Raw genomic sequence first — 18,978 nt, 5'->3', positions numbered from 1 at the left:
TAATCGTTTATTTACGATGAAATGGAAAGGGGTGCGGCGCATTGACATTCACAAATGAACAACTCATGAAACATATAAGCGAAGAGACGCTCGACCTATCTGATTCACAAATAATAGAAGAAATCCTACCACTTCTTAGCACATTGGATTGGTCGGTTCGCGAAAATGTCCTTCAACTATTGCAGCGTATTTCAACAGAACGACAAATAAAGACGACGAGTAAAGCGGCCGTTTTGAATCAATTGATAGGGGATCGCTATTTATTTTTCAATATCGGTTCTTTACAAAGTACGGATCTTTTAAAACGAGCAGCGACTGTGCAAACGATTGCCACTTTCGTAAAAGACGACGCAACGATGGCATTCATTGATAATGAACTGTACGAAAAAATTTCCCATGCATTATTACTTTATGTTGATTTAGAAGCAGACGTACGTAGTTATATAGAAGATTGGCAATTTGTTGAGCCCGTACGCTATGCGACGGATGCTATTTTGACCTTGCTACGTGACGAACGTTTCCATATGGAGGATTGTAAAAAAGTATTTCGCGTTTTAGCGAATAAAATTGTAACATCGTCGACTTTATATGTCGGAAAAGAGCAAGATGTACTGTCTGAAACGTTTCTATATTTACTTTCAATTCATTTGGATGAAAAAATGATTGAAGATTTCTTAGTTCGTATACCGAAATTTATTCAGAAACAACAAAATAAATTAGAACGAAAAGAAGCGTATTATTTAAAACGTAATGTATATCAATTTTTAACGATTTTTCATGTGTATTTATATCGTCAAAATCCACATCATAGCTTATTAAATAGCGTTGCTCATTGCTTAGAAAAAACCGTATCACTTTAAAATAGGAATAATTGAAAAGAAGATGGAAGCCTTTCCATCTTCTTTTTTTGTAGTTTGAAACGTATGAATATGCAAATATAAATTATTTTAATATATTTAAAAGGAAATAAAGAGGATAAATATGAAATATCTGACGTCTAACTTTAAGTAAAATAGTTTAAAAATTCAGAAAAAATATATTGTAATAGCGAGAATTAAATTTATTTATGGATAAAAATCCTTATTTTTACATAAAACTGGTTGTAAATGGATAGTGTTGTGCAGGAAGAAGAAAAAACAAAAAATTTTTTCTGAAATGTGAACGTTATTTATTTATTCTGAAATTTATATTTATTAATAAAAAATAATAAAAATTGAGTATTAGCGAGAAAATAATTGCTTCATTTTATAAAAATACAAAATATGTTGAACTTTTCTGACTACTTAAACATCTAAATGAATTGCTTCAATTGTTTATGATTTGAAAATTTTCGGAATACTTCTTTTCTTCTATTTATTTGTTTGATATAGTATTCATATGCTATTGAACATAGCAAAAAATTTTTACGGTTATAAAAGGGGATCTCAGAATTATGAAGAAAAACTTCTTATGGTTAGCAATCCTCGCAGCTCTTACTCTTGTACTAGGTGCATGTGGTTTCGGTGGCGATAAATCTTCTGATGACAAATCAGGTGAAAAAACGCTAAACCTTGCAATCGCATCAGAACCACCTAGCTTAAACCCACAATTAGCAACAGATACTCAATCTGGATCAATTTTAAACGGTGTATTCGAAGGATTAACTCGTGTAGATGATCAAGGTAAGGTTGAAAATGCAATGGCTAAAGATGTAAAAGTTAGCGACGACAAACTTACTTACACATTCACATTACGTGATGCAAAATGGTCGAACGGTGACCAAGTTGTTGCAGGCGACTTCGAGTACGCTTGGAAATGGGCTTTAGAGCCTAAAAACGCATCACAATACTCTTACATTTTCTACGCTATTAAAGGCGCAGAAGCGTACAACACAGGTAAAGGTAAAGTTGAAGACGTAGGTATTAAAGCAATCGATGACAAAACGTTAGAAGTGACATTAAACAACCCAACTCCTTACTTCTTAGAATTAACAGCATTTTATTCTTACATGCCAGTTAATAAAAAAGTTGTAGAGAAAAATGACAAATGGTTCGCAGAAGCTGGCGATAACTACGTTACGAACGGACCGTACACGTTAAAAGAATGGAAACATAATGACTCAGTAACTCTTGCAAAATCAGATACATACTGGGATAAAGAAAACGTAAATGTTGATAAAATCAACGTAGCAATGGTTGAATCATCAACGACTGCTGATCGTATGTTCCAATCAGGCGATCTTGATTTCTTAGGAGCACCTTTCCAAAGTATCGCGCTTGATAAAGTCAACTCTTACAAAAAAGACAAATCATTAAACATCAAAGATACTGCTGCAATTTATGTTTATAAATTCAACACGAAAGATGATGTAATGAAAAACAAAAACATCCGTAAAGCATTAACTTTAGGGATGGATCGTCAAGGCTTAATCGATAATGTGACAAAAGGTGAACAAAAACCGGCTAACGGTGTTGTTCCTAAATCAATTAACGGTTGGGATTCACAAACAACGTTTTTCAAAGACAATGATATGACAGCTGCAAAAGAAGCTTTACAAGCTGGTATGAAAGAATTAGGAATTAAAGATGCATCAGATATTAAAGTGAAATTATCAATTAACACAGATGAAGCGCACGCTGCAATCGCACAATATATCCAAGAAGGCTGGAACAAAAACTTAGGCATCAATGTAACAATTGATAACTCAGAATGGCAAGTTTACTTAGATAAAGTTGATAATGGTGATTTCCAAGTCGCTCGTATGGGTTGGTCTGGTGATTACAATGATGCAACAACTTTCTTAGATCAATATACAACAGCTTCAAACGGCAATAACCAAACAGGTTGGGAAAGCAAAGAGTACCAAACTTTAATGGCGAAAGCTCAAAAAGAAACGAATGATGAAACACGTCTTGGTTACTTACAAAAAGCTGAGCAAGTATTAATGGCAGATTATCCGGTAGCACCAATTTATGACTACACAACATTATATGTAGTGAAAGATGGTATTACAGGTATGGAACCAGATGTTCTTGGTAACATTAATCTGAAAAATGTAAAAATTTCTAAGTAGTTTTAAGTGAAGAAGTTTCAAATTGGACTGCCAAATGACGAAAGTTTGGGCAGTCCTATTATTCTATAAGAGGTTAAGGAGGTAGCAAAATGATTAAGTACATTTTTAAACGTTTAATGTATATTTTAGTAGCGCTTTTTGTCATTGTTTCATTAACATTCTTCCTGATGAGAATTGCTCCTGGTAGCCCGTTCGCATCTGAGAAAAGTTTATCACCAGAAATTGAGGCAGCACTACAAGCCGAATATGGTTTAGACAACCCCTGGTATGTTCAATATAAAGATTATTTAATTTCAACTGCTAAATTTGATTTCGGTGAATCAATGAAATACAAAGGTCGTTCTACGAATGACATGATTAGTGAAAGTTTCCCGATCTCGTTAACATTAGGGATTGAGGCGATGATTTTAGCAGTCGGCTTAGGTGTTTTAATCGGTGTTGTTACAGCACTTTATCATAACCGATTCCCTGACTATTTAGGTACGACGATTGCCGTCCTCGGTATTTCCGTACCATCCTTCATTTTAGCGGGTCTATTACAATACTTTGTCGGACTGGAAATGAAACTCCTTCCTATTAGTGGGTGGAATGGGTTCGCCTATAGTATTATGCCAGCGCTCGCTATTGCAATCACGCATATGGGGTTCATCGCGAAACTCGTGCGTTCTTCTATGCTTGAACAAAATAGTAGCGAATACGTAAAAATGGCACGAGCAAAAGGGCTCGGTAAATGGACAACCGTCTTCAAACACACTCTTCGTAATGCGCTTCTACCAGTCGTTACGTACTTAGGACCATTGTTCGCTGGTGTTATTACAGGTTCTTTCATCATCGAGCAAATCTTCGCTATTCCTGGTCTAGGTAAATACTTCGTAACGAGTATTACAAACCGTGACTATACAGTAATCATGGGTACGACAGTATTCTACTCAATTATTTTACTGTTCGCGGTCTTAATTGTGGATATTATTTACGGATTCGTAGATCCACGTATTAACTTGAAAGGGGGCAAAAAATAATGAATCAGCCAAAACAAGAAATTCAGAAAATTTCAAAAGAAAAATTTAATATTGTAGGTGGACGTCACGAACAAACTGAACAATTAGCCGAAACATCGGTATCGTTCTGGAAGGAAGTACGTATACGTTTCTCTCATAATAAATTAGCAATCGTTGGTTTCGTTATTTTAATCATCGTTGCCTTAATGGCTATTTTTGTACCTTTCTTATCTCCTTACAGCTATAAAGAAAACTTAGGTGCATACAACGCAGCACCTTCATCAAAATATTGGTTTGGTACAGATGATCTCGGTCGAGACGTTTTCGTCCGTGTTTGGATTGGGGCACGTATTTCACTGTTTATCGGTATTACAGCAGCTGTCATCGATTTAATTATCGGTGTTGCCTGGGGTTCAATCTCAGGTCTAGTAGGTGGACGTGTTGATGATATTATGATGCGTATTGCCGACGTATTAACAGCTGTACCGTATCTTTTAGTTGTCATTATCCTTTTAGTCGTATTACAACCAGGTTTAGTACCAATGATTATCGCATTATCTATTACAGGTTGGGTGAACATGGCACGTATCGTACGTGGTGAAGTTCTTTCTATTAAAAATAGAGAATTTGTACTTGCAGCGCGTACGCTTGGTGCAGGTACAGGACATATTATTATGAAACATTTAGTTCCGAATGCATTAGGTGCGATTTTAGTAACGATGACATTAACAATTCCAAGTGCTATTTTCACAGAGTCATTTTTAAGTTACTTAGGTTTAGGGGTAACACAACCAATGGCTTCTTGGGGTACGATGGCATCAGACGGTAATAACGCATTAGATACTGCACCGTGGCGATTAATTTTCCCAGCCATTTTAATTTCTATTACAATCTTCGCATTTAACGCGGTAGGCGATGGCTTACGCGATGCATTAGATCCAAAACTTCGTAAATAAATCATAAAAGTAGGTGAGAACATGAGTGAAAAGTTATTAGAAGTCAAAAATTTAAAAATCAATTTCAAAACATATGCAGGCGTCGTTCAAGCGGTACGTGGTGTGAATTTTGATTTAAAACAAGGTGAAACACTTTGTATCGTAGGTGAATCAGGTTCTGGGAAGTCAGTAACGAGTAATGCTTTAATGAAATTAATTCCACAACCACCAGGTATTTATGCAGAAGGTGAAATTTTATTTGAAGGTCGCGACTTAATTAAGCATAGCGAAAAAGAAATGACGAAAATTCGTGGGAATGAAATCGCGATGATTTTCCAAGATCCGATGACGGCATTGAATCCAACGATGCGTGTCGGCAAACAAATTATGGAAGTTATTTTGAAACATAATAAAAAAGTGACAAAAGATGAAGCGAAACAACGCGCAATCGAATTAATCGATCAAGTAGGGATTCCATTCCCCGAAAAACGTTTCAAACAATATCCACATGAATTTTCAGGTGGTATGCGACAACGTATCGTCATCGCAATCGCACTTGCAGCAGAACCGAAATTATTAATTGCCGATGAACCAACGACGGCACTTGATGTAACGATTCAAGCACAAATTATTGAGTTAATGAAAGAAATTCAACGTACGAGTAATACATCTATTATTTTCATTACGCATGACCTTGGTGTCGTTGCAAATATCGCGGACCGTGTAGCTGTTATGTATGCGGGACAAATTGTAGAATACGGTACGGTGAATGAAATTTTCTACAATCCAAAACATCCATATACTTGGGGACTTTTAGGTTCAATGCCAGACTTAGATAATAGTACGGATGAACTTCTTCGTACGATTCCGGGTTCTCCACCGGACTTAATTCATCCACCTGTTGGGGATGCATTTGCACCTCGTAATGAATATGCGATGCAAATTGATTACGAACAAGATCCACCGATGTTCGCAGTTAGCGAAACGCATTTCGCTAAAACGTGGTTATTGCACCCGGATGCACCAGAAGTGCCAATACCAGAAGCAGTTCGTAAACGTATCGATGGATACTTAGAAAAAAATAAAGCGAACGGCATTAACATCGAAAAGGTAGGTGAATAACAATGAAAGAGAAAATTTTAGAAGTTAAAAATTTAAAACAACATTTTGGTTCTATTAAAGCGGTAGACGGTATTAGCTTTGACGTATATAAAGGCGAAACGCTCGGTTTAGTTGGAGAATCAGGTTGTGGTAAATCAACGACAGGTCGTTCAATTATTCGCTTGTATGATATTACAGATGGTGAAGTGATATTCCAGGGCGAAAATATTCACGGAAAAAAATCAAAAAAAGAATTGAAAAAATTCAATAAAGATATGCAAATGATTTTCCAAGATCCATATGCGTCTTTAAATCCACGTATGACTGCTGGTGAGATTATCGCAGAAGGTTTCGATATTCATGGGATGCACAAAGACAGTAAGAAGCGTAAGCAAGTTATTGGGACATTGCTTGAATCTGTCGGTTTAAACCGTGAACATGCGAATCGTTATGCGCATGAATTTTCAGGTGGTCAACGTCAACGTATCGGGATTGCACGTGCACTTAGCTTAGATCCGTCATTCATTATTGCGGATGAACCGATTTCGGCATTAGACGTATCAATCCAAGCACAAGTCGTAAACTTACTGAAAGAACTTCAAAAAGAACGTGACTTAACGTATTTATTCATCGCGCATGATTTATCGATGGTTAAATATATTTCGGATCGTATTGCGGTAATGCGCGCAGGTAAAATTGTTGAATTAGGAAGCTCAGAAGATATTTACAATTATCCTGTGCATCCGTACACGAAATCATTGTTATCTGCTATCCCATTACCAGATCCGATTTCAGAATCAACACGTACACGTATTCCGTATAAAGAGGAAGAAGCAACTGGTGAATTATCAACGCATGAAGTATTCCCAGGGCACTTCGTATACGGCACGGATGAACAAGTAAAACGTTGGTATAAAGGATAGGTCTTTACTCTTACAATAGAAAAACAGTCATTCAATTTAAAACAGTCAAGAGCATCGCAAAAGCGATGCTCTTTTTATGTCATTTTGACTCTCAAAATATAGTTGTATAGTATATACATTTATGAATACAGCAGAAATTGCTTTAAATAAATATAATTTTCGGAAAAATAAATATATTTGTTTTTTCTGAGAATAATTTTGGTATAGTTATATGTAGTTACTCACGGTTAGTAACTCAAAAAAATTTTAGAATATGATAGGGGGATATACTTATGAAGAAAAAATTCTCATTACTCGCTTTATTATCTGCATTGATGCTTGTGCTAGCGGCATGTGGCTTCGGTGGATCAGATGATAAAGACAGCGGCTCTTCAGATGATAAATCAAAAGACAAAACATTAAATTTATCGATTACTTCTGAGCCACCATCACTAAATCCACAATTAGCGACAGATAGTACATCTGGTGCAGTTGTGAAAAATGTATTTGAAGGCTTAACTCGTGTGGACAACAAAGGCGAAGTGCAAAATGCACAAGCTGAAGATGTGAAAGTGAGTGACGATAAATTAACGTACACATTCACTTTACGCGATTCAAAATGGTCTAATGGCGACACTGTCGTAGCTGGCGATTTTGCTTACGCTTGGAAATGGGCATTAAACCCAAAAAATGCATCTGAATACGCTTCAATCCTTTACCCAATCAAAGGTGCGCAAGCATATAACGAAGGTAAAGGGAAAGAAACAGATTTAGGTATCAAAGTAGTAGATGACAAAACTTTAGAAGTAACTCTAGAAGCACCAACACCATATTTCTTAGAATTAACAGCATTCTATACGTATATGCCAGTAAATGAAAAAGTTGTTTCTGCAAATGCAAAATGGTTTGCTGAAGCTGGCGATAAATACGTAACAAATGGTCCATTCACTTTATCTGAATGGAAACATAACGACAAAATCGTATTAAAGAAAAATGCAGATTACTGGGATAAAGATGCTGTAGCACTTAACACAGTTAATATCCAAATGATCGAATCAGAAGCAACTGCTGGCCGTGAGTTCGATAGTGGCAACCTAGATTACTTAGGTTCTCCTTACAACACTGTTGCACTTGATAAAATGAACGCTTACAAAGACAAAGGTATTTTAAAATCTCAACCTTATGCTGCTGTTTATGAGTACAAATTAAACACAACAAAAGGTCCAACGAAAAACGTTAATATCCGTAAAGCGTTAGCGATGTCAATCGACCGTGATGGTTTAATCAAAAATGTTCTAAAAGGTGGCCAAACAGCTGCTTACGCGGACGTTCCAGTTGCCATTGAAGGTTACAAAGATGACAACAACTTATTCGAAGGCAACAACCTTGATGAAGCGAAAAAATATCTTGAAAAAGGTATGAAAGAATTAGGTATTTCTAAAGCGTCAGATCTAAAAATTGGCGTATCAATCAACACTTCTGAAGCACATGCTGCAGTTGCACAGTACATTCAAGAAGGTTGGGAGAAAAACTTAGGCATTACAACAAAAATCGATAACTCTGAATGGCAAGTATTCTTAGATAAAGTATCAGCACTTGATTACCAAGTAGCACGTATGGGTTGGATTGCTGACTACAACGATGCTTACACATTCTTAGAGCGTTACAACACAGCTAGCAATGGTAACAACGATACTGGTTGGGAAAATGCTGAGTACAAAGATTTAATGGCGAAAGCTGCTAAAGAAACAGATGAAACAAAACGTACTACTTATTTAAAAGATGGCCAAAAAATCTTAATGGATGAAATGCCTGTTATCCCAGTTTACTTCTACTCAAATGAGTACGTAGTAAAAGATGGTGTTAAAAACATGGCTCCAGATGCATTAGGAAATGTTTCACTTAAAGAAGTAGACAAAGACTAATTGTATAGTCGAAGAAAAAAACCTTGAGGTCCACTTGGATTTTAAGGTTTTTTTCTATTTCGAAATAGTGTTTGATTCGCTTAAAAAAAACGAAATGTAATTGTTGTTTGAAATTTCTGATATTTGAAAGAGGAAATATGTTACGATTGAAACATAGAAAATGATTAGGGAGATGTGGAAAGTGACGATAAAAACGATTATTTTTGATTTAGATGATACGCTGTTGTGGGACAAGTATAGCATTTCGAAAGCTTTTGAAAAAACATGTACACAAGCTATAGAAAAATACCCACAGCTACAACTCAATGAATTAGAACGCCAAGTACGTGAAGAAGCGCGTCATTTGTATGAGCATTATGACATTTATCCGTATACGGTAAACATCGGTATTAATCCATTTGAAGGGCTGTGGGGACATTTTGACGATCCAACAGAACAATTCCAACAAATGAAAGAAATCGTACCGACGTACCGTAAAGATGCATGGACGAGGGGGTTGCGTGCTTTTGGTATTGAAGATGCTACATTTGGTCAGCAACTAGGGGAGCAATTTATTCAAAATCGTATCGAAAGCCCGTACGTTTATGCGGAAACTTATGAAGTGTTAAATCGTTTAAAAGAAGAGTACCAATTAATTTTGTTGACGAATGGCGCACCGAGCTTACAAAATAAAAAACTCGAAATTACACCTGAACTCGTACCGTATTTTGACCATATTGTAATTTCAGGTGATTTTGGGATTGGGAAGCCGGACGCTTCTATTTTCGAATATGTGTTAACGTTAGCAGAAGGAAACGTAGACGAGTGTATAATGGTTGGAGATAATTTAATGACGGACATTTTAGGCTCTTCACGTGTAGGTATGCGCAACATATGGGTTAATCGTGAAAGTAAAAAACCAAACGGTCTTGTGAAGCCGACGTTTGAAATAGATAAATTAACGAAGATTGAACAATTGGTAAGCGAGCGATAGCTCATATGTTGCCGTAGTGAAGTTCATTTCATGTGCGAAAGGAAGCGACATCTTATGTTTAAGAAAAACAAACGACAAACAGCTTTTGCTGCATTTTTAGCTACCGCTGCCATCGTACTTTACCGGTTGTATACGAAAAATTTATAGTGCCCACAAACAACAAATGAAGTAGGCATGGGCACGGGCTTGCGAAAGTGAGCTAGTGAAAAACACTTCGTTTAATTCGAATTTGATGGATTTTTTTCTTGAGCAGGATGGACGCCTCCTCGTTTGCAAGCTTTTTGCGAGTTCTTCCGTTTATGCTTTTATTAAGAGTCACTGTCAAATTTTTGTTGAACTATCTTTTTCCGATATTGAATCGGTGAAAGGTGGTTTCATTTCAACAAAATTCGTGTGTTATGACAGTAGTGGATGTAGTATTGAGCAACAATGTCAGTTTTTGTGTTTAAAAATTATTCAACATCAAATGTTTCTATATTGTTTACTGATTGATTGTTGTCATCAAAAAAACACTTTCAAAGATCTGATGTCTTTGAAAGTGTCTTTTTCTTTTTATATTGTTTCAGATGGTTAGATTAATTCCTATATCATTTCATTTTTAACATTAGAAAGCCTCTTTTATTTCCCAAGAAATAAAAGAGGCTTTCGTCGGTTATAATTTGATTTCTTTTGCGTCAAATACGCCCTCTGTTGCGACGACGAAATCTAAGCTTTCCACGACATTGTCGATTGCTAACATCATGATGGCATCGCCACCTTCATCTGCACGCCCTACTTGCATCGTTGCGATATTGACATTTTGCTCAGCTAGAGACGTACCAACGCGACCGATGACACCTGGTTTGTCGGTATGTTTAATGAACAGCAGATTACCTTCTGGTACGACGTCTACTACGTATTGATCAACTTGCACAATACGTGGACCTAGTCCGTTTAATAAAGTGCCTTTAACCGAATGTTTATCTTTATCCGTTATAACTTCAACTGTAATTGAACTTAAAAATGCACGTGCTTGAGTTGATTTTTGTTCACTAATTTTAATGCCATTACGATCTGCTAAATAACGTGCATTCACATTGTTTACGTGATTACCTAAGTGACGAGTTAACACACCTTTAACCGTATTGTTCGTTAAAGGACGTACATCGTAGTTTGCGACATCACCTGAATAATAAATGTTCACTTCGTTAATTGGCTCGTCTGTTAAATTCGTTACAAAGGCACCAATTTTTTCTCCTAAGTCGAAGAAAGGTTCCACTTTTGCAACGACATCTTTCGGAACAGATGGCATATTAACAGGGTTTAATACAGTGCCCATCTTGAAGTAAGATAAAATATCGTTACTTACGTCGACAGCTACAGACTCCTGCGCTTCAATAGTAGAAGCACCTAAATGTGGTGTTGCGATGACTGCAGGAAGGTCTAGTAAACGATTTCCTACGAAAGGTTCTTCTTCCATTACGTCCAGTGCAGCACCGACAACTTTGCCAGATTCGATAGCATTGTACAATGCTTCTTCATCGATAATACCACCACGTGCACAGTTCACGATACGTACGCCGTCTTTCATGATATTGAAAATATCTTCATTAATCATATGGCGTGTTGAGTCGAGTAGCGGAGTATGCACAGTAATGAAGTCCGCTACTTTTGCAACGTCTTCTACAGAGCCATAATCGACACCTGCTTTTTCCGCTTTTTCGGCTGTTAGGAATGGGTCATAAGCGATTACGTTCATACGATTTCCTTTAGCACGATGCGCTACTTCTTGTCCGATTCGACCGAAGCCGATGACGCCGAGTGTTTTATTTTTAAGTTCGACGCCGACGAATTTTTTACGGTCCCAACGACCTTCTTTTAAAGAAGTGTATGCTTGTGGGATGTGGCGAGATAAAGCAAAAATCATCGCTGTCGTATGTTCCGCAGCAGAGTTTGTATTACCATCTGGTGCATTGACGACGATAATCCCTTTTTCTGTTGCAGCGTCGAGGTCAATATTATCGACACCAACACCCGCACGTCCGATTAGTTTAAGTTGACTTGCAGCTTCGATAATGTCACGCGTCACTTTCGTTTGAGAACGAACGAGTAACACGTCGTAATTGCCGATAATTTCTTTTAATTGCTCTGGTTGAAGGCCAGTTTGAATATCGATATTTAAATCTAATTCTGTTTCTTGTCTTAGTGGATAAATACCGTCTTCGCTTAGTGGGTCACTGATTAAAATGTTAATAGCCATCGTAAAAATCTCTCCTTATTGTGTCACAGTTGTAGTAGTATGCTGTAAATAAATTTGTTGTGCAGCTCGAGTGCCAGCGCCGAGTTCTACACGCTTACCAACTTTCGTTAAGGCAATTTCAAATGCGCTAACATATTGCAGCACATCTGTCGGTGAGCAATAGCCCATATGACCAACGCGGAAAATTTCATCCGTCATTACGTCTAAGCCACTCGCTACATCGATGTTGAAATCTTCTTTTAAAATTTTTCGGAATGCTTGCGCATCGAAGTCATCAGGTTTCACGGATGTCACAGAAGGGGAGGCAGCATCATCACTCACAAGAAGTGGCACGTTTAATGCTTTAAAAGCAGCACGCGTCATATCTCTCATAAGTAAGTGTCTCGCATAAACATTTTCAATGCCTTCTCTCTCTAGTTGATCCAATACTTCTTTTAATCCGTAAAACAAGCTAAGTACAGGTGTGAATGGGGTCGTTCCATTCGTTAAAGCATCGCGATGTTTTACTAAATCTAAGTAATAGCCACGTGTTTTATTTTGTTCGATTACTTTCCAAGCACGCTCACTTACAGCGATGAAAGCAAGACCTGTCGGTAACATGAATCCTTTTTGAGAACCTGTAATGACGAGGTCAAGACCCCATTCATCCATTTTCGTTTCGACGCATGCGATAGCTGAAACACCATCTGCAATAACGATGATTGAATCATTAATCGCATGAATTGCTTGTGCTAATTCACCAACAGGGTTTAAAACACCTGTTGACGTTTCACAATATGTCGTATAAACAGCTCGCAAATTAGGATGTTCGCGTACGTAATCGATGACCGCCGCAACGTCAAATGCTTGACCCCATTCAACGGTCAGTTCATGCACGTCTAATTCATAGCTTTCGCAAATTTCGGTATAGCGATGGCCGAATACACCTGTTGAGATGACGAGAACGTGATCTCCTTTTGAAGCAACGTTTACAATTGCTGCTTCAAGGCTAGATGTACCACTACCTGGGACCATTAAAATATCTTGTTCAGTTCCGAAGAATTTCTTCAGACGAGGTTTAATATTTTGAATAATCTGATTAGTTAAGGGGGCATGATGCCCTGCCATTGCTTGCGTCATTGCGCGGTTCACACTAGGTGGAACGGGAGTTGGACCTGGAATACGTAACACTTGATAATCTTGTAACATAATCAAAAGCTCCTCTCAAAGTTATAAAATAAAAAGCCTTTCATCCCCAACGATTGCACAAAAAGACAATCTGTTAGGGGCGAAAGGCTAAATCATTTTCATTTAGACACGCGGTACCACCCTAATTTCTCATTCAAAAAAGAATGAGCTTCATAAATGCATAACGGACATGGACCGGACTTCTATACTATGATTTCCAGAAGTCTACTCAAGAGTGGAATGAAAAATTAGAAACCGCTGATTTGCACCGACCACCAGCTCGCTGTGAGGCTTTCTAAAAGTTCATATGTCTCTTTCAATGTATTTTTGCTTGATTTGAATGTAAACCAATCTTAAAGCTATTGGTCGGGATTGTCAATTATAATTTAAAAAATAATTTAGAAATGTCTGAAAAATAATAATAAAGACGTCTAAATACGAATATTTAATTGAATTAAAGTTTTAATTATTCGTTCTTTTCAGGGAGACAATCTAGAATAATATTTACTGCGCATCGTTGAGGATGAATGAAATTGGTACTACATATAGTGTACGTTTTTTCGGTAAAATGAACAGCGATAAAAATATATTTACTAATAAAGTTAAAAATATTCTACTTTAAGTATAAAATATAGTGTAAAATGATGAATGAATGACTATTCATAAAAGGGGTGTTTTCATGAATTACGAAACGATTTTATGTGAAATTGAAGGACGAAAAGCAACGGTCACATTAAATAGACCAAAGGCGATGAACACTTTAAATGAACAGATGGCTATTGAATTAGCACAATGTTTTGAATCGCTTCATGAAGAGAATGTTCAGATTATTGTGTTACGTGGGGCAGATCGTATGTTCTCAGCAGGTGGCGATATTAAGGAAATGCTTCAAGGAATGGCTGTCGGCGCAGATACGAAAGAAGTCATGCAATATTTAACACGCGCAGTGAAAGCTTGGTACACGCTACCAGCAATTACAGTAGCAGCTGTACAAGGTGCAGCTGCAGGATTTGGACTTAGCTTAGCACTTGCTTGTGATTATGTGTACGTAGAAGAAAATGCGAAAATCGCCATGAACTTTATCGGCATTGGCTTAATTCCAGATGGCGGTGGCAACTTCTTTATGAAGGAACGTGTCGGCCCGTTAAAAGCGAAACAACTTATTTGGGAAGGTCGTATGATGAGTGGCGACGAAGCAGCAGATTGGGGTCTTGCAGACGTCGTCGTAGAAGATGGTACCGTTCATGAAATGGTACAAAATTTCGTAGAAGAGCAGTTGGCAACACCGTTATTAGCAAAAATTGAAACGAAGAAAATGATGAACACTTCACAATTAGGTGAGCTACAATTTTTCTTGAATGCAGAAGCATCGATTCAACCAGAAATGCGTAGAACGGGGGATCATTTGGAAGGCGTACAAGCATTTGTTGAAAAACGTCAGCCTGTATTCAAAGGCGTATAACGATTAATAAAAAAGACATCATCCGTAAAGGAGAGATGTCTTTTTTGCCGGTCTTATATGTGGAAAACGATTAATTTTCCTTTATTGTTTACTAAACGATGCGTTTTATTACTAACTTGCAGTTCTTCAATTTTTGGAATGGCTTGTACTTTGGCAACATCATCTGACTCGAATTGCCATTCTTCATCAAATAATGTTTCACCAGTCGGTTCAAAAGCTGTAAAACGATATGCTTGCATAAAAATCACACCCCTGAATAGTTTAATAAAAAATGAATCTCCATTCATTATATAAAATCTTCACTGAATTTGCATTAAAAAAGTACATCTTTGTCTTATTAATATCACAACTTTCATTGAAATGGTACAATGAAAGCGGTATAACAAATAAGTGCCCTTGTTAGAGGCAAATTGAATACGAAAGGGGACTAACTCCACATGAACGGCATTGCGACGTTAAGAGCAGGAGATCCAGTCGATCAATATTTATTAATTAAACAATCTACAAAAGGTGTTACAACGATGGGAAAACCATTTTTAACGCTTATTTTACAAGATAAAAGTGGTAGCATCGAAGCAAAATTATGGGATGCGGGGGAAGAACAAGTTAAATTGTACCCAGCAGCTCAAGTCGTGCATATTATCGGTGAAATTCAAGATTATCGTGGTAAATTACAATTACGCATTAAACAAATTCGTCAATCACAACCAGAAGAAAATATTGGCGTAAATGATTTAATCCAATCTTCTGAAACACCGAAAGAGGAGCTTTTCGAAGAATTACGTCAATATTTCTTTGAAATTAAAAATCCAAACATTTCACGCATTACACATCATTTATTGAAAAAATTCCAAGAGCCGTTATTAACGTATCCAGCTGCAACTAAAAATCACCATGAATACGCTTCAGGTTTATTAGAACATGAAACGTCTATGTTGCGTCTTGCTAAATCAATTTGTGATTTATATCCAACATTAAATCGTGATCTTTTATATGCAGGTGTCATCTTACATGATATCGGTAAAGTAATCGAACTTTCAGGACCTGTATCAACAGTGTATACAGCGAAAGGGAACTTACTTGGACACATTAATATTATGGTGTCAGAAGTTGAAAAAGCAGCGACTGAACTTGAAATTGATGGTGAAGAAGTCATGTTATTAGAACATATGGTTTTATCACATCACGGTAAAGAAGAATACGGTAGTCCTAAAAAACCAATGTTACAAGAAGCAGAAATGTTATTTTACATCGATAATATCGATGCGAAAATGAATATGCTAAAACGTGCATTAGGTAAAACAGAACCAGGCGAATTCACAGAGCGTTTATTCGCATTAGATAACCGTTCATTCTACAAACCAACGATTGATTAATTCAATAAATAGTCAAAAAACACTTTCAAAGCATTTATGTTTTGAAAGTGTTTTTGTATAAGGAGGTGCACGTTTGGAATTTCACTACGAAGGGAACGATTATAAAATAGAAGTGAGCGTTCCAGAAATGCCTTTTCCAGAGCAAGGGTTTCCCGTTTTATACGTATTGGACGGGGAGTGGAACGGCACACTCGTAAATGAAATTGTACGTACGCAAATGCAAATGCGCAAGCAAACGAAATTGCCTCGTATGATTGTCGTTACGATTGCTCAACCGGCGCAACAACGCTTTCAAGATTTCACCCCTTTCTCGGAAACATATGCCGTCTCGACACAATTTCCGATGTCAAAAGAAGGACCGTTTGGAGGTGCTGAAACTTTTTCTACATTTATAGAGGAAGTGTTGAAACCGTATGTATCAACGCATTATCCAGCAGGAGAGAGAACAATTTTACTTGGACATAGCTTATCGGGCTATTTTGTTATGTGGCAAATGATTACGCAACCGATGCGTTTTAGGAGCTATATCGCGATTAGCCCTTCTGTTTGGTGGAACGACGAAGCGTTAGTGTATGAAGATTTCACTGAACTAGCAATTCATCCACCGGCATCACTTTACGTGGCAGTCGGTGAATTTGAAGGCTCGATGATTAGTCCGATTGAACGACTTCTATCGAAGCTGCCGCAAAACTTTCCACAAAAATTCGATGTGGCGGCAGAAGAAAATCATCTTTCAGTTTTTCCTTCTGTGTTAAGCAAGGCACTACGCTACGTACAAGCGCATAAAAAATAAAAAGCGAAATCCATTGGATTTCGCTTTTTACAATTATATATCGAGTAAGAAAAATTATTTAGATGATGAAGTACTTAGGAAGCTAGCTAATGCGTCTTTTAAATCTTTATCTTCGATTTTAATGTCAGCATCTTTCATCATTTTAGAAATTTTTTCTTGTAGTTTTGTTGAGTTAGGATCTTCAGCTTTTGCTTTTGATAATTGAAGAGTTTCTTTGATTTCAGCTTTCTTATCATCTAAAGAACCATCGACTTTTTTCGTACGAGTATCTTCTAATTTGATGATATGGTAGCCGTAATCAGATTTAATTGGTTCAGAGATTTCGCCTTTTTTCAATGAATAAGCAGCATCTGTGAATGCAGCAACCATTTGATCTGGACCGAACCAACCAAGTTCTCCACCTTTTTCAGCAGAAGAAGTATCTGTAGAATTTGCTTTCGCTAATTTCGCGAAGTCAGCACCTTCGTCTAATTCTTTTTTCAGTTTTTTAGCTGTTTTTTCGTCAGCAACTAAAATGTGGCTCGCTTTTACTTCTTTACCTAAGCGATCGTAGTAATCTTTAATTTCAGCATCAGAAACTTTTACGCCATCACGTTGAGCTTCTTCTTGTAATAAGTTTAATTTTGCATAGCGTTTGAATGTATCTTCATCCATGCCTTGAGAAGCTAAGTATTGTTTGAAGTCAGAACCTTGTGCTTTGATTTGTTTCTTCTGTTCTTCTACTTTTGCATCCACTGCTTTATCTGTCACTTTGTATTTATCTTCAAGAACTTTTTCAATCATCATTAATTGAATTGCTTGGTCCCCAGCAGTAGCTTTCATTTCGTCATAAAGGTCTGCTTTTGTAATATCGCCAACTTTAGAAGTTACGACTTTTTCGTCCATTGAGTTGCCACATGCAGAAAGTGCAAGTACAGATGCTGCAAGTGATAATGTTAAAATACTTTTTTTCATTTTCATTTGATTTTGTCTCTCCCAACTTTTCTTCATAAAACGCTGCTTTTGTAACTATAACATAAACGTTTTTAAAAGGAAAAGGTTTCCTATAAGAGAGTATAAATAACGTTTTTTTCCAAAAGAAAAGCTATATCGGCATAGTGCGATATAGCTACATGGGTTACGCTAACATCGTTACTCGAAGGTAAAGAGAAACGAGCAAGATCGTGATTAAGATGTTAATAGTTTTATAAATTTTCGGTTGTTTTTCTTCGGGAATCTCTTTACGGGCACATAAAGTGGCGGTCATTTTATTTATTTGGAATAAATAAAAGACAGAGAATAAAATGACAAAAAGAACGATCAAGTCAATTCCTCCTTTATACTACTCATTAGCATATCAAATGACAGGGGACTATGACAACTTTAATGTAGTGGAACTAATATTTGGAACCCTTTTTCATTTTCTTCAATCAATGCTTTTTTAGGAGCCTTTACTAAATGTTTCACGTAAAGTAAGTCAACTAAACATAACCCACAATGAAATGCGAGTAACAATGCAAAATAGTGGCGATACGAGCTAAATTCCATTGCGCCGATGACAAGTCCACTATTTAATAAGAAGAATGGCACGAGTAAAGAAGTAATGTAGTGTGATTTTCTAACGGGTTCTGCGACGTGCATTTTAACAGTTGGTATGACTTTATAATGTATGTTGAGTTGAAATTGTATTTTTCGTTTTGCGTGTATAAGTGGCAAGAAATGTAATACTTTGTGTATCGGATAGATCATCAATAGTACGATAATGAACAACGGGAACAGTTTGTCTGTAACCGGTCCATGACGGAATACATTTAATGCGATGTAAAAGACAGAAAAAACAGCGAGCATACTCATAATCGATAAAAGGATTAGACGGTCATGACCGTACTGCTTCTGTACATTAATCGTTTTCCAGCAATGCAAGATTGACATCTCCATTCATTTAAAATTCTCGATACATAACATTAATGTTTTTTATAAAGAAAAGCAAGCCTTTTTTATTGATGAAGGTAGAAAAACGTTTCTATCTAGAAAATTTAAGCATAAGAAAAAGCCTCCTGCTTAGCAGAAGGCTTT

General features: G+C 36.8%; 17 protein-coding genes and 1 other annotated feature. Of the genes, 11 read left to right on the top strand and 6 right to left on the bottom strand.

The window, feature by feature from the left end; all coding sequences use genetic code 11:
- Window positions 1–41: 41 nt before the first annotated feature.
- The 8 genes from KSHG_RS12335 to KSHG_RS12300 all read left to right on the top strand — a co-directional run bounded on the left by KSHG_RS12335 (window position 42) and on the right by KSHG_RS12300 (window position 9,886).
- On the top strand, window positions 42–860 hold the full coding sequence (locus tag KSHG_RS12335; RefSeq protein WP_010307062.1) for a DUF2785 domain-containing protein: 819 nt from the start codon (window positions 42–44) through the stop codon (window positions 858–860).
- A 572-nt stretch (window positions 861–1,432) separates the two neighbouring features.
- Window positions 1,433–3,052: a peptide ABC transporter substrate-binding protein gene (locus tag KSHG_RS12330; RefSeq protein WP_010307059.1), complete on the top strand. Its 1,620-nt coding sequence runs from the start codon at window positions 1,433–1,435 to the stop codon at window positions 3,050–3,052.
- A gap of 89 nt (window positions 3,053–3,141) precedes the next feature.
- Window positions 3,142–4,071: an ABC transporter permease gene (locus tag KSHG_RS12325; protein ID WP_010307056.1), complete on the top strand. Its 930-nt coding sequence runs from the start codon at window positions 3,142–3,144 to the stop codon at window positions 4,069–4,071.
- Window positions 4,071–5,006 (top strand): ABC transporter permease, encoded by a 936-nt coding sequence (locus KSHG_RS12320; RefSeq protein WP_010307053.1) that lies wholly within the window; start codon window positions 4,071–4,073, stop codon window positions 5,004–5,006. The genes KSHG_RS12325 and KSHG_RS12320 overlap by 1 nt, the downstream gene beginning before the upstream one ends.
- A 21-nt stretch (window positions 5,007–5,027) precedes the next feature.
- Entirely contained in the window at window positions 5,028–6,107 is a 1,080-nt protein-coding gene (locus KSHG_RS12315) for an ABC transporter ATP-binding protein (protein ID WP_010307051.1), read from the top strand.
- 2 nt (window positions 6,108–6,109) lie between these two features.
- Window positions 6,110–7,009, top strand: a complete 900-nt coding sequence (locus tag KSHG_RS12310; protein ID WP_010307047.1) for an ABC transporter ATP-binding protein — start codon at window positions 6,110–6,112, stop codon at window positions 7,007–7,009.
- A gap of 272 nt (window positions 7,010–7,281) precedes the next feature.
- Complete coding sequence (locus KSHG_RS12305; protein WP_010307044.1) at window positions 7,282–8,913, top strand: peptide ABC transporter substrate-binding protein; 1,632 nt, start codon at window positions 7,282–7,284, stop codon at window positions 8,911–8,913.
- 181 nt (window positions 8,914–9,094) lie between these two features.
- Window positions 9,095–9,886, top strand: coding sequence for an HAD family hydrolase (locus tag KSHG_RS12300; RefSeq protein ID WP_010307042.1), 792 nt, complete (start codon window positions 9,095–9,097; stop codon window positions 9,884–9,886).
- A 652-nt stretch (window positions 9,887–10,538) separates the two neighbouring features.
- On the opposite strand, the gene serA is transcribed toward KSHG_RS12300, so the two are convergent.
- Window positions 10,539–12,125, bottom strand: coding sequence for a phosphoglycerate dehydrogenase (gene serA / locus KSHG_RS12290; RefSeq protein ID WP_010307038.1), 1,587 nt, complete (start codon window positions 12,123–12,125; stop codon window positions 10,539–10,541).
- Between the two features lie 15 nt (window positions 12,126–12,140).
- Entirely contained in the window at window positions 12,141–13,313 is a 1,173-nt protein-coding gene (locus KSHG_RS12285) for a pyridoxal-phosphate-dependent aminotransferase family protein (protein WP_010307035.1), read from the bottom strand.
- 72 nt (window positions 13,314–13,385) lie between these two features.
- Window positions 13,386–13,621: a binding site (T-box leader), on the bottom strand.
- Between the two features lie 350 nt (window positions 13,622–13,971).
- Between KSHG_RS12285 and KSHG_RS12280 the strand changes: the two genes are divergently transcribed.
- Window positions 13,972–14,754, top strand: coding sequence for an enoyl-CoA hydratase (locus tag KSHG_RS12280; RefSeq protein ID WP_010307030.1), 783 nt, complete (start codon window positions 13,972–13,974; stop codon window positions 14,752–14,754).
- 53 nt (window positions 14,755–14,807) lie between these two features.
- Here KSHG_RS12280 and KSHG_RS12275 read toward each other — a convergent pair whose 3' ends face one another.
- Window positions 14,808–14,993 (bottom strand): YhzD family protein, encoded by a 186-nt coding sequence (locus KSHG_RS12275; RefSeq protein ID WP_010307025.1) that lies wholly within the window; start codon window positions 14,991–14,993, stop codon window positions 14,808–14,810.
- Window positions 14,994–15,191: 198 nt separating this feature from the next.
- Here KSHG_RS12275 and yhaM point away from each other — a divergent pair, with 198 nt between their 5' ends.
- Both yhaM and KSHG_RS12265 read left to right on the top strand, forming a co-directional pair.
- Window positions 15,192–16,130, top strand: coding sequence for a 3'-5' exoribonuclease YhaM (gene yhaM / locus KSHG_RS12270; protein WP_010307021.1), 939 nt, complete (start codon window positions 15,192–15,194; stop codon window positions 16,128–16,130).
- 73 nt (window positions 16,131–16,203) lie between these two features.
- A complete protein-coding gene (locus KSHG_RS12265) occupies window positions 16,204–16,923 on the top strand; it encodes an alpha/beta hydrolase (protein WP_010307017.1) in 720 nt (239 codons plus the stop codon).
- Between the two features lie 54 nt (window positions 16,924–16,977).
- On the opposite strand, the gene KSHG_RS12260 is transcribed toward KSHG_RS12265, so the two are convergent.
- From KSHG_RS12260 to KSHG_RS12250, 3 genes are all read right to left on the bottom strand, one after another.
- The gene (locus KSHG_RS12260; RefSeq protein ID WP_010307013.1) at window positions 16,978–17,883 is read right to left on the bottom strand and encodes a peptidylprolyl isomerase; all 906 of its coding nucleotides are present in this window, start codon (window positions 17,881–17,883) and stop codon (window positions 16,978–16,980) included.
- Window positions 17,884–18,040: 157 nt separating this feature from the next.
- Window positions 18,041–18,226, bottom strand: a complete 186-nt coding sequence (locus KSHG_RS12255; protein WP_010307010.1) for a hypothetical protein — start codon at window positions 18,224–18,226, stop codon at window positions 18,041–18,043.
- 59 nt (window positions 18,227–18,285) lie between these two features.
- The gene (locus KSHG_RS12250) at window positions 18,286–18,834 is read right to left on the bottom strand and encodes a DUF3267 domain-containing protein (RefSeq protein WP_235728381.1); all 549 of its coding nucleotides are present in this window, start codon (window positions 18,832–18,834) and stop codon (window positions 18,286–18,288) included.
- Between the last annotated feature and the right edge of the window lie 144 nt (window positions 18,835–18,978).

The sequence above is a fragment of the Kurthia senegalensis genome (assembly GCF_000285595.1).
In the GTDB taxonomy this organism is placed as follows: domain Bacteria; phylum Bacillota; class Bacilli; order Bacillales_A; family Planococcaceae; genus Kurthia; species Kurthia senegalensis.
The sequence above is the reverse complement of the archived record's forward strand: the minus strand, read 5'-3'. Positions and strand labels throughout refer to the sequence as shown.

Coding starts and splice junctions, on each gene's coding strand:
- KSHG_RS12320 (WP_010307053.1), top strand. CDS start 4,071: ATGAATCAGCCAAAACAAGAAATTCAGAAAATTTCAAAAGAAAAATTT.
- KSHG_RS12285 (WP_010307035.1), bottom strand. CDS start 13,313: ATGTTACAAGATTATCAAGTGTTACGTATTCCAGGTCCAACTCCCGTT.
- KSHG_RS12275 (WP_010307025.1), bottom strand. CDS start 14,993: ATGCAAGCATATCGTTTTACAGCTTTTGAACCGACTGGTGAAACATTA.
- KSHG_RS12250 (WP_235728381.1), bottom strand. CDS start 18,834: ATGTCAATCTTGCATTGCTGGAAAACGATTAATGTACAGAAGCAGTAC.
- KSHG_RS12310 (WP_010307047.1), top strand. CDS start 6,110: ATGAAAGAGAAAATTTTAGAAGTTAAAAATTTAAAACAACATTTTGGT.
- yhaM (WP_010307021.1), top strand. CDS start 15,192: ATGAACGGCATTGCGACGTTAAGAGCAGGAGATCCAGTCGATCAATAT.
- KSHG_RS12305 (WP_010307044.1), top strand. CDS start 7,282: ATGAAGAAAAAATTCTCATTACTCGCTTTATTATCTGCATTGATGCTT.
- KSHG_RS12330 (WP_010307059.1), top strand. CDS start 1,433: ATGAAGAAAAACTTCTTATGGTTAGCAATCCTCGCAGCTCTTACTCTT.
- KSHG_RS12325 (WP_010307056.1), top strand. CDS start 3,142: ATGATTAAGTACATTTTTAAACGTTTAATGTATATTTTAGTAGCGCTT.
- KSHG_RS12315 (WP_010307051.1), top strand. CDS start 5,028: ATGAGTGAAAAGTTATTAGAAGTCAAAAATTTAAAAATCAATTTCAAA.
- KSHG_RS12280 (WP_010307030.1), top strand. CDS start 13,972: ATGAATTACGAAACGATTTTATGTGAAATTGAAGGACGAAAAGCAACG.
- KSHG_RS12260 (WP_010307013.1), bottom strand. CDS start 17,883: ATGAAAATGAAAAAAAGTATTTTAACATTATCACTTGCAGCATCTGTA.
- serA (WP_010307038.1), bottom strand. CDS start 12,125: ATGGCTATTAACATTTTAATCAGTGACCCACTAAGCGAAGACGGTATT.